The organism is Romboutsia sp., assembly GCF_051659545.1.
Lineage (GTDB): Bacteria > Bacillota > Clostridia > Peptostreptococcales > Peptostreptococcaceae > JBOFOR01.
Genome location: NZ_JBOFOR010000316.1, coordinates 1 through 12,175 on the forward strand (window position 1 = coordinate 1; position 12,175 = coordinate 12,175).

General features: G+C 28.5%; 11 protein-coding genes. 8 read left to right on the forward strand and 3 right to left on the reverse strand.

Annotated features, from left to right (window positions below):
* Positions 1-202: hypothetical protein (locus tag ACRC03_RS18985; protein WP_438654178.1), on the forward strand; the 202-nt coding region annotated here is incomplete at its 5' end.
* A 200-nt stretch (positions 203-402) separates the two neighbouring features.
* On the forward strand, positions 403-2,001 hold the full coding sequence (locus tag ACRC03_RS18990) for a peptide chain release factor 3 (RefSeq protein ID WP_438654179.1): 1,599 nt from the start codon (positions 403-405) through the stop codon (positions 1,999-2,001).
* 133 nt (positions 2,002-2,134) lie between these two features.
* Here ACRC03_RS18990 and ACRC03_RS18995 read toward each other — a convergent pair whose 3' ends face one another.
* Positions 2,135-3,112, reverse strand: coding sequence for an L-threonine 3-dehydrogenase (locus ACRC03_RS18995; protein ID WP_438654180.1), 978 nt, complete (start codon positions 3,110-3,112; stop codon positions 2,135-2,137).
* A 24-nt stretch (positions 3,113-3,136) separates the two neighbouring features.
* Complete coding sequence (locus ACRC03_RS19000; RefSeq protein ID WP_438654181.1) at positions 3,137-4,321, reverse strand: glycine C-acetyltransferase; 1,185 nt, start codon at positions 4,319-4,321, stop codon at positions 3,137-3,139.
* Positions 4,322-4,730: 409 nt separating this feature from the next.
* Between ACRC03_RS19000 and ACRC03_RS19005 the strand changes: the two genes are divergently transcribed.
* The 6 genes from ACRC03_RS19005 (at position 4,731) to ACRC03_RS19030 (ending at position 11,748) form a co-directional block, all read left to right on the forward strand.
* A complete protein-coding gene (locus tag ACRC03_RS19005) occupies positions 4,731-6,650 on the forward strand; it encodes an FUSC family protein (protein ID WP_438654182.1) in 1,920 nt (639 codons plus the stop codon).
* Positions 6,651-7,049: 399 nt separating this feature from the next.
* Complete coding sequence (locus ACRC03_RS19010; RefSeq protein ID WP_438654183.1) at positions 7,050-7,253, forward strand: hypothetical protein; 204 nt, start codon at positions 7,050-7,052, stop codon at positions 7,251-7,253.
* A gap of 44 nt (positions 7,254-7,297) precedes the next feature.
* Positions 7,298-8,968 carry an EAL domain-containing protein gene (locus tag ACRC03_RS19015; RefSeq protein ID WP_438654184.1) on the forward strand — a complete coding sequence of 557 codons (1,671 nt, stop codon included), beginning with the start codon at positions 7,298-7,300 and terminating at the stop codon, positions 8,966-8,968.
* Positions 8,969-9,251: 283 nt separating this feature from the next.
* Positions 9,252-9,713: an MgtC/SapB family protein gene (locus tag ACRC03_RS19020; RefSeq protein WP_438654185.1), complete on the forward strand. Its 462-nt coding sequence runs from the start codon at positions 9,252-9,254 to the stop codon at positions 9,711-9,713.
* Between the two features lie 157 nt (positions 9,714-9,870).
* A complete protein-coding gene (locus tag ACRC03_RS19025; RefSeq protein ID WP_438654186.1) occupies positions 9,871-10,188 on the forward strand; it encodes a Fe-S cluster assembly protein HesB in 318 nt (105 codons plus the stop codon).
* Between the two features lie 234 nt (positions 10,189-10,422).
* Positions 10,423-11,748, forward strand: a complete 1,326-nt coding sequence (locus ACRC03_RS19030; protein WP_438654187.1) for a hemolysin family protein — start codon at positions 10,423-10,425, stop codon at positions 11,746-11,748.
* Positions 11,749-11,800: 52 nt separating this feature from the next.
* Here ACRC03_RS19030 and ACRC03_RS19035 read toward each other — a convergent pair whose 3' ends face one another.
* The gene (locus tag ACRC03_RS19035; protein WP_438654188.1) at positions 11,801-11,998 is read right to left on the reverse strand and encodes an EAL domain-containing protein; all 198 of its coding nucleotides are present in this window, start codon (positions 11,996-11,998) and stop codon (positions 11,801-11,803) included.
* Between the last annotated feature and the right edge of the window lie 177 nt (positions 11,999-12,175).

Here is a 12,175-nt window from a genome sequence, read left to right on the forward strand (position 1 = left end):
AATTAATGTTAAAGATTCTTTTTTAGATAAAGTTGCAAGTACTTTAAAAACAAGTATAAACTACACTTTAGCATTAGGAAAAGGATTAATATTAGGAGTTATAGGATTTATACCAGTGTTAGTATTATTTATTCCAATAGTACTAGCTATTTACTTTATTATTAAAAAGTATAAAAACAGAAAAAATTCTAATGATAAATAAAGATAACGTTTAAGTAAACCAAAAGATTATTATCTATAAATTAATTAGTTTCCATATTGACAGTTTTGCAATAAAGTTATAAAATCAATAAGATTGTAGCTTTCTTATGAACATAGGAAATTACGATCATTTTAAAACTGTAATAAATATAATTTTTTATATTTGCATAATCATAAAATTAAAATAAAGGATGATAAAAAATGACAGAACAAAATTTAAGCTTGATTGATGAAGTTAAAAGAAGAAGAACTTTTGCAATCATTTCACATCCCGATGCAGGAAAAACTACACTAACTGAAAAGTTCCTATTATACGGAGGAGCAATTCGTGAAGCAGGTTCAGTTAAATCTAGACGATCTCAAAAACATGCAGTATCTGACTGGATGGAAATAGAAAAACAAAGAGGGATATCTGTTGCATCAAGTGTTCTTCAATTTGAATATAACAACTTTTGCATAAATATTCTTGATACTCCAGGGCATCAAGATTTCAGTGAGGATACTTATAGAACTCTTATGGCTGCAGATAGTGCAGTAATGGTTATTGACTCTGCTAAAGGGGTTGAGGATCAAACAAAGAAATTATTCCAAGTTTGTAAAATGAGAGGAATTCCAATATTCACTTTTGTTAATAAAATGGACCGTCAAGGAAAGGATCCTTTTGAATTACTAGAAGATATTGAAAATGTTCTAGGAATTAGATCTTGTCCAGTAAACTGGCCAATTGGTTCAGGTAAAGAGTTCAGAGGAGTATTTAACCGTCATAAAAATAAAGTTGAATTATTTGATGATGGTAACCATGGACAATCTATTGCTAAGACTACAACTGGAGATATATCTGATGAAAAATTCAATACTTTATTAGGTGATGCTCTTCATGACAAACTACTAGAAGATATTGAACTTTTAGATATTGCTGGTGATAATTTTGATTTAGATGGAATATTAAAGGGTGAATTGACTCCTGTATTCTTCGGAAGTGCACTTACTAACTTTGGAGTAGAGCCATTTTTAGAGTCGTTCCTAGAAATAACATCATCACCAAGTCCTCGTAGCAGTAATTTAGGAAAAATTGATCCTAATTCTGAAAACTTCTCAGGATTTATATTTAAAATTCAAGCTAATATGGATAAAAATCATAGAGATAGAATTGCATTCCTTAGAATTTGCTCTGGTAAATTTGAAAAAGGTATGACAGTAAACCATGTACAAAGAAATAAAAAGATTAAACTTGCTCAACCTCAACAGTTTGTGGCTCAAGACCGTGTTATAATAGATACAGCTTACCCAGGGGACATTATAGGAATACACGATCCAGGTATATTTAATATAGGGGACACTTTAAGTGAAAAGCAAGGAAAATTAGAATACACAGGTATACCACAATTTGCTCCTGAACATTTTGCAAGAGTATCTACAAAGAATGCTCTTAAGAGAAAGCAGTTTGTAAAGGGTCTTACTCAATTATCAGAAGAAGGTGCAGTGCAGATATTCAAGCAACCTAACTTTGGTATGGAAGAGCTTATTGTAGGAGTAGTTGGAGTTCTTCAGTTTGAAGTTTTAGAATATCGTCTAAAGCAAGAATACGGTGTTGATATGATGATGAACACATTACCTTATCGTCATGTACGTTGGATAGAAGCTGATAAATTGGACTCTACTAAATTATCAATGCCAATGGATACAATACTAGTTGAAGATAAAAATAGAACTCCAGTAGTATTATTCCAAAATGAATGGTCTATAAGACATTTTGCTGAGAGAAATGAAGACCTAGTATTAAAAGAAACTTCTTTATAAAATTAATTATAAAAAAGTCATTTATTAAATAGGTAAAATAAACATAAATATGTAAAATAAATAAGTATCAGCAGTGTGTGCTGATACTTATTTTTATGCAAAAGTTAAACATATATATAAAACTAATACCTTATTATTTGCATAAACTAACGTTTTTATCTCCAATGCCCTTACCAGCTAACTTATCTAGCATATCAACAGTCATCTTACTTAAATCATACTCAAACTTAAAGCCCCATTCCTCAACAGCACAAGTAGGGTCAATAGAATTAGGCCAAGACTCAGCAATAGACTGACGAACTGGATCAACATTATACCCAAATTCAAATTCAGGAATGTGCTTTTTAATTTCATTAGAAATTTCCTCAGGATCAAAATTCATAGCAGTTATATTAAAGGCATTTCTATGAATAAGCTTAGAGCCGTCAGCTTCAATTAAATCAACTATAGCACTAAGTGCATCAGGCATATACATCATATCCATCTTTGTACCACTAGCTATAAAAGAATTATACTTCTTATTTTTTAATGCTTCATAATATATATCAACAGCATAGTCAGTAGTACCACCACCAGGAGGTGTTACATAAGATATTAAACCAGGAAATCTAACACCTCTAGTATCAACTCCAAACTTTTTGAAATAATAATCACACAATAATTCACCGGCAACCTTTGTTACACCGTACATAGTACTAGGTCTTTGGATAGTATCTTGAGGAGTTAAATCTTTAGGAGAACTTTCACCAAAAGCAGCTATAGAACTAGGAGTAAATAATTTATAATTAAACTCTCTACATACTTCTAAAATATTAGTCAAACTGCCCATATTAAGCTTCCAAGCAAACTGTGGTTTTTGCTCACCAACAGCAGAAAGTAAAGAAGCTAAATGTATTACAGTATCTATTTCATATTTTTTACAAAGAGAAGCTAAAGATTTGTCATCCATAACATCTAAGTTTTCAAAAATACCATTAGTAACAACTTCGCTATTAGGTATAGAACGTATATCAGTACCTATTACATTGTCAACTCCATATTCATTTCTTAATTTAACAATTAATTCAGATCCAATTTGACCTAAAGCACCAGTTACAAGAACCTTTTTCATAGTATATCCTCCCAATAAATAAATTTATATTATACCAAGCTCTTTTCCTACTTTTTCATAAATAACAAGTGCATTATCCAACATTTCTTTGCTATGGGCAGCTGTTGGCATATTTCTAACTCTACCAGTTCCTTTAGGTACAGTAGGGAATACTATAGACTTAGCATAGACACCTTCCTCAAAAAGCCTCTTACTGAATAATTGAGTTTTAGCTTCATCGCCTATAATACAAGGAGTAATAGGAGTTTGACTATTACCAATATTAAAGCCTAAAGAGTTAAGGCCTTTTTTTAGATAATTTCCATTTTTCCATAATCTATTAACATAAGAATGGTTATTCATAAGTAGTTCTATAGACTCAGTACAAGCAGCTGCAGCTCCTGGAGTCAAGGCAGTTGAAAATAAGAAAGGTCTACCCCTCACCTTAAGCCAATCAATAAGGTCGCGACTTCCAGCTACATATCCACCAACAACACCTATAGCTTTTGATAAAGTACCTACTTGAAAATCAACTTTATGAGATAATCCAAAACGCTTACAAGTACCAGCACCATTACCAGTAACACCAGAGCCATGAGCATCATCAACATAAGTAATTAAATCAAAATCTTCTGCTATTTTAACTATTTCATCAAGCTTAGCAATATCACCATCCATAGAAAATACTCCATCTGTTATTACCATGATTTTATTGTATAAATTACTTTCCTTTGTAAGTTTTGCTTTTTCCCTTAAATCATTCATATCAGAGTGCTTATATCTAATTACAGTTGCCCCTGACAACCTACATCCATCAATAATAGAAGCATGGTTTAACTCATCAGATAAAATAGCATCATTCTTGTCCATTACGGCAGAAATAGCCCCCATGTTACAATTAAAACCTGATTGAAAAGCAATTGCAGCTTCAGTTCCTTTAAATTTGGCAATAGTATTTTCTAGTGTATCATGAACAGTAAGAGTACCATTAATAGTTCTAACAGCACCAGCGCCAACACCATATGTATTTACTGCATCAATTGCAGCCTTTTTTAATCGAGCATTAGTAGCAAACCCAAGATAATTATTAGAAGATAAGTTTATTAAACTTTTATTATTTATAGTAATAATTGGACCATTAGAGCTTTCAAGTGAATCTATTTTATTATATAGACCATTTGACTTTAAGTCATTTAAGTTTTCTGTTAGAAAAATATTTAATGCATTCACAATATTTCCTCCTCTAAGTAAAAAATTCGCTTCGCTCATATCGCCAACGGCTCTGCCCGTTGCTAAAAATCTTTTTTACTTTCACTAAGTATGTTGACATTGCTTAAATGTAGTAACGTACCCACAGTTTTTTAGGCAATATAATTTCCTTAAGCGTAAAAAATTATATATATAATTTATATCTGTTATATAGATATGTCCCAAAATAGAAAATATACCAATCAGCTTTAAATTTTGAAGCGGTATCTTAAATGAAGTATAAAATAAAGTACTCGTTTATATATGAATAGCAAATGCTATATTTTGTGTGCAAGTATTTATTTATAAATAATATTAAGTATAGTTATGAAATTTATGCTACAAAATATGATATAGTATCATAATCTACACATTTATAGGAGGCTTTTATATGGATAAGAAAAAAATCATATCTACTACATTAATGTTTATCGTTGTAGTAGGATCAGTAGTTTTGTTTAAATCTGTGTTTGGAGATAAAAACATATTAGTTGGTATTGCAGGAATTACAGCTGCACTTTCTCTTTTAGGAACGGACTACTCCCTAAACCCGATAAGAAACACAATCTACTTCATTATTCTAGAGATAGGATTAGGTCTTGCTGCTTTTATAACTTCATTAAATCCATTGTTGGCCTTAGTTACAACTTTTGTAACTATATTTTATATATTATATGTATTTACATATAATACTAAAAAACCAACTTATGTAGCTTTTACATTAGGTTATTGCTTTATGGTTTATACTCCAGTAACTATTCAAGAGATGCCATTAAGACTATTAGGCTTAGCATTTTGTGGATTGGCAATAATGATACTTCAGATAGTAGTTAATAAAAATAGGCTAAAAAAACAAACGGTATCACAAATTGCTGTAGCAGTAAATTCAATAAGTAAAGAAGTATCTTTAATTTTAGCAAAAGCAAGTAATAAAGACAGAAAAGAATTAAATTTTACTACTCATAAAAACTTGAAAAATTTAAATGAAACATTGTATGAAGTAATAGATAAAAATTATAGCAAACTATCACATTCATTAATTCAAAACTTTTTTATAGCTCAGTTTTTAGAAAGCTTAAATATAGAATTAAATAAACTAAACAAGGATACTGGAGTAGATAAAACACAGCATTTTTGTAAAATATTAGACCTATTAATGAGTATAGAAAATTTCATAGGTAATAAAGAAAACTTAGATTATTTATTACATAGCATTGATAAGTATTTAGAAGTTAAGGATTTTTCAACATCTAATAATTATGTGGAATACAAAATATATACCCATGCATCAATATTAAAAATCGAATTAGAAAATACTAAAACACAGGATGTATCTGAAATAGTTGATCATCATTTTACTACTAATCTAATAACTAGCTTAGATAGATTTAAAAATAATATTAATAAAAACTCCTTAAAATTTACTTTTGCTTTTAGAGGAGCATTGGTCATAAGCTTAGGAATTTTTATAGTAAGTGCTTTTAAAATCGAGAATGGTAAATGGTTAGTTTTTAGTTTAATATCAATAGTTCAACCATATTTAGATACAAGTAAGGCTAAAGGTAATGAAAGAATCTTAGGTACACTTATTGGAATAGTAATCTTTGAAGTAGTATTCTTTATTGTTACAGATACTACGGCTAGAACTATGATAATTCTTTTAGTAGGATATTTAAATAACTACCAAAAGAATTATAGAAATCAAATGATATGTACGACTATATCAGCATTAGGTTCAGCATCCATTGGTTTAAGCATCAGTATATTGGGAGTTGAAAGATTAACATTTGTGTTGCTAGGAACTGTAATAGCTTTATATGCCAATAAATTAATATTACCTTATAAGGCATCTGATGCAGTAAAGTCTAGTATTAAACAATTAATAGGCCTTAATAAAAAAATTATTTCAATAGTATACAAAAAGGGAATATGGTCAAGTACCTCTAATTATGATTTAGAAGCTTTAATAAGTATCAATAAATTACTTACAAAATTAATAGATTCTAACAATAATATGTTAACTTCCAAAGAAGTAGATGACTTTATTTATAATCAACATGAGTTTGTAAATGATATAAGAATATTAGCAAACCTATTTGAATACTATGAAAAAAATAGATCGAAAAAATTAAGATTATCTTATCATATTGATTATTTAAATAACAAAGAGCTTTCTAATGACGAAATTTTAGATTATATTAATAATTTAGATGATAATCTAGCGCAGCTTATTTTAGTTAATCTAATTAGCATCAAAGAAAATTTAGCTATATCAAAAAAAATATCAAATAGTGCTATCAAATCTATTTAAATAAAATATACCCCCTTAAGATTATAATTCATAGCCTTAAGGGGGCATAGCTAAGTTATTATTGATGAACTTTTTTTCTTTATTATAGCAATTCTTTTAGTTGACTGCTTATCTAGTAACCACAAAACTCATTTTCTAATATTGTATATATTTCTTCTTATAACTATACTGTTGTTCATTAAAAATAAATTATTTAAATAATTAAAATAGATTCCTGGTGTTATTATTCCATTTAATACTAATGCATCTATACCTGCTGCTCTTAATGATGTATATATATTGTCAAAAAATGTATATATATAATGTATTATATATAGAATGCTATACAAAAAGTATTAAACATGTCGTATATAATACATGATATAGATCAAAAAGCTAAACAGGGGGAGAGGGAGAAGCTTGCTCAATTTAATTTTTTCGAAATTAGAAGATAATAAAATATTATTAGCAATAAAAGATGGAATGATTTTGGCTATTCCAACTATCATGGTAGGTTCTTTGGCATTATTACTTAAATCATTACCAATTGAGCAATATCAATATTTCATCAAGAATGTTTGTAAGGGAGTTATAATGCAAACTGGACTTTTACATCTATTATAGTATCTATTTCATCTTCTGTATTATTTATTAAAGTAAATGGATTTATGGAAAAAAAGCGTAAATATCATATTGAAGGAATGAATATGGAATTTAATGAGGCATTGATATTAATTACTCCATTTATTTTGGTAATATCAACTTTTTCAATTTTGCATTTTATAATGATCAATATCTTTGGAAATGTAAATTTTCAGCAAATGTTTACTGATTTTATTAGTAATGAGTTTACCAATCATGGAAGAACTTTGTATAGTGCATTATTATTTATGTTTGTAAGACAAGTAATGTGGTTTTTGGGGATTCATGGTGGAAATGTTATGCACACTACTGCCGTTCAAGTATTTGAAGAAGGAATGAAAGTTAACATACAGTTATTAAGTGAAAATATGCTGCCTACTGAAATATTTACTAAGACTTTTTTTGATACAATGACTCTTTTTGGTGGAAGTGGTTCACTACTTTGCTTTATACTAGCAGTATTAATAGTTAGTAAGAAAAAAAGCATGAGAAAAATAATAAAAGTAGCAACATTACCTGCAATTTTTAATATGAACGAAATACTTATATTTGGAGTACCGATTGTGTTAAATCCAATACTATTTGTACCATTTATACTTACTCCAATGGTATTAATAATTACTAGTTATACTGCAATGAAGACAGGTTTAGTACCATATGCAACCAGTCCAGCACAATGGACTACACCTATTTTTATAAGTGGCTATATAGTGACTGGCTCTATTAGAGGAAGCTTATTGCAACTTTTTAACTTGATAATTGGAACACTATTGTATATACCATTTGTAAAGTTATTAGAGGCAAGAGACTTTAATAAACTGAAGCTTAATATTAATAATTTGATTAATTTAGTAAAACAATGTGAATCTAAAGGTGAAGATACTAATCTATTAGATAGCAACGGAAAAATAGGAGAAATTTCTAAAATATTATTAGATGATTTAGACTATGCAATAAAAAATAAAGAAATAAAAGTTTATTACCAACCACAAGTAAATTACAATGGAGAGATAATAGGTGTTGAAGCATTACTAAGATGGAATCATTCAACAGTAGGCAATATGTATCCTCCTTTAGTTATATCACTTGCAAAGGAAGGTAAAATACTAAATGAACTAAGTGATTATATTTTAGATGAATCCTGTAGGACTTTACAAGCTATTCAAAAAATGTTTAATTCTAACATCAAAATGTCAGTAAACATATGTGCAGAGCAGTTGAATAGTATGCATACTTTGCCTGAGCAAATTGAATCAAAAATATTGAAATATAATATAAATCCATATAGCTTAGGTATAGAAATAACAGAGCATTCAGCTTTACAGGGTGGAATTTTAGTAAAAGAAAAAATTAAGAGTATTAGAAAATTAAAAGTATTCGTTATTATGGATGACTTTGGGATGGGACACAATTCATTACTATACTTAAAAAATCATGATTTTGACATTGTAAAAATAGATGGTTCATTAGTACGTGAAATATTGATTAATGAAATAAGTAGGGAAATTTTAAGTACAATTGTTCAATTATCTCAAACTTTAAATTTTGATACAATTGTAGAATATGTAGAGACAAAAGAGCAAGTAGAAGTATTAAAACATTTAGGTTGTGAAAATTATCAAGGATATTACTATAGCGAACCTTTACCTTATAATGAATTAATAAAATATTTAAATGAAAATATAAACAATGGATAAATTTATTCAGCTAGATTTATTTGTAGTATATAGTAAGTATAGAAAAAAGCTTGATTAGAATGAATTATAGAAGTTTAAAATAATGGGGGGATCAAAAAAACCTACAGATATAGATGTAGTACTTAAATTTTAGTTTCATCGAGATATAATATCACCATTTGAATCTTTAAATTTATTGGTTAATTAGGATTTTGCTTTGAGTTTATGCATAAAATAATTGTATGTTTATATGAAACTAGTATAGATATGCTGAAAATTATCATAAACAAAGAAGGAGGTTTATATGCCGAACTTAATATTATTACAAGAACATATACCTAAATTAATATTGGCAGCTATTATTGGCGGAGCAGTTGGTTTAGAGCGTAGTAATCGTGGTGTTGGGATAGTTGGATATGGAACACTTGCAATTATAACTATTGGATGTACTTTACTTACCATTCTATCAGTGCATGCTCTTGATGGTTCAGATCCTTCAAGATTAATAGCAAATATAATTAGTTCAATTGGTTTTCTTGCGGGTGGAGTGATTTACACTAGAAGAATAGATAATGATAAAGAGCTAGTTGGATTGACTACTGGAACCGTAATTTTTACACTTTCTGCTATAGGTATAACTATAGGGCTTGGATATTATGGATTAGCAATTGTAACAGCTGTATTAGTTGAGTTAAATATATTAATTTCAAAATTAATAAAAAAGAGTCGTAAAAATGATAATAATGATAATGATGATATGGAGTAGTGCTTATAATATTAATACTACTAGAGTTTATACAATAAAATATATTTGCATAATCAAATAATACAACCTTTTGTTATAAAAAAGCTATTATATATTCATTGGATGATGAATAAAATTATCAAGAGCTTAAAATATAAAAAGGGAGGAATAGGAGTATATGAAAGTAATATTACCCCAAAGCGCAGTTGATTTATTGAAGGATGTAATAAGTGATCGTAGCGACGAACCAGCTACTATAAGAGTTTATTTTGTAGGATTTGGATGCTGTGGTGCTTCCTTTGGTATTGCACTTGATAAAAAGAGTGAGCAAGATTTTGAATATAATATAAAAGGATTATGTTTTATAATGAATAAAGATGAATATGATAAATATGGAGATATAACTATATCAGAAGTTGGTGAAGGGTTTGTTATAAGTGTTGAGAGAATGCCTGAAGGCGGAGGGAACTGCGGAACTTGTTCTGGTTGTAGATAATATCATAATATCTTGATAATTAAATCATAATATTATATAATATATATAAGTAAATATTCCCTTGAAGGGGAGTAGCTTTCACATACGTGATAATTAATCGTCATTTAGGAGTAATCCCGGTTGATTAGCAAGAGTTTTAAACTTGTTAGCAAGACCTTCAAATATTTATTCATTAGTATATGAATTTATGTTTGTTGGTCTTTTATTATTTTGATTTATTTTTGAGGAGGAAACATGAGTAATTTAGATTCAGACCCCGGGGCCTTGGTACCCAAATTATTGTTAATAGTAATACTTACAGCGATAAATGCTTTTTTTGCATCAGCAGAAATGGCTATTGTATCGGTAAACAAATCAAAGGTTAAACAATTAAGTAAAGAAGGAAACTCAAAGGCTAAGTTACTTGAGAAATTAACAGAAGACCCAAGTAATTTCTTATCAACAATTCAAATAGGTATAACCTTAGCTGGGTTTTTCTCAAGTGCATCAGCAGCAACAGGTATATCAACGTATATCTCTAATATGTTGCAACCACTTAATATTTTTTACTATAAAGAAATATCAATGATAATGGTAACATTAATACTTTCATATTTTACATTAGTATTTGGTGAATTAGTACCAAAAAGAATAGCTCTTAAGAAAGCTGAAAAAATAGCTTTCTTTTCAGTAAAACCAGTATATGTAATATCTAAGATTACAAAGCCATTTATAAAATTACTGTCATTTTCAACACTTTTAGTACTAAAGATTACAGGAAATAATGATAATGATATTGAAGAAAAGGTATCAAAAGAAGAAGTAAGGTCGTTAATATTACAATCTCAAGAAGATGGGTGCATTGAAAACAATGAAAAGCAGATGATAGATGGAGTGTTTTCTTTTAATGATAAAGTGGCTAGAGAGATTATGACACCAAGAAATAATATGTTTGCAGTAGACATAGATGACAATATAGAAGATATATTAGAAAGTGTCTTAGATTCAAGTTATACAAGAATACCAGCATACAAGGATACTATAGATAATATTATAGGTATTTTATATTTAAAAGACATATTAACAGAGGCCAAGAAAGTTGGTTTTGAAAGTATAGATTTGCAAAAAATATTGCATGAGCCATATTTCATTCTAGAAACACAAAAAACTAATGAAGCATTTAAAAATTTAAAAGAAAATAAAGTTCATCTAGCCTTACTATTTGACGAATATGGTGGTGTATCTGGAATGATAACCATGGAAGATTTGGTAGAAGAGATTATGGGAGAGATAGAAGATGAATATGATAAAGAAGAATCGATTATAAGTCAAGTAGACGAAAATAATTTTTATATAAAAGGTAATTTAGCGGTAAGTGATTTTAATAATATTTTTAATAGTAATATTGAAGTTGGAGAGTACGACACTATTAATGGATATTTGCTTACCACTTTAGGCAAAATACCACATGAAGGAATATCTATTGAATTAGAGGATATTAATTTATTTGTCAATAAAGTTAATAACCGAAGAATTGAAGAGATTAAAGTAAGTATAAAAAAATGTGCAAAAAGCTTATAGCTTTTTGCACATTTTTAATTTAAAGCCAACGTGTATAGCAATCCATTGCAATTTATATAATAGATTTTGACTTAATATATTTAAAATAATCATCTGGAGGTATATTCCCAAGTCCTGGGTGATTACATCTTAATAAAGCCTCTACACCAACAACTTTCTCTTTTTTATTAACTTGAGGTTGATACTCTAAATAGAAGGCTTTATTTTTTGCCAAGTTATTTGATAAAAATACAACTATTGAGTTTGACAAAACTCCTATATAGTCTTCTCGTTTTGTTAAAACTTTTATATTACTAGACAGTCAAAAGTTCTAAAAAAAAATAACCCTTTTATATAGATTTATAGTATCCTAAAAGTTACAACACAGAAAGGATAAAATCTATTAAAGAGTTATTTACATATAATAACACATTATTTAGATTGATAC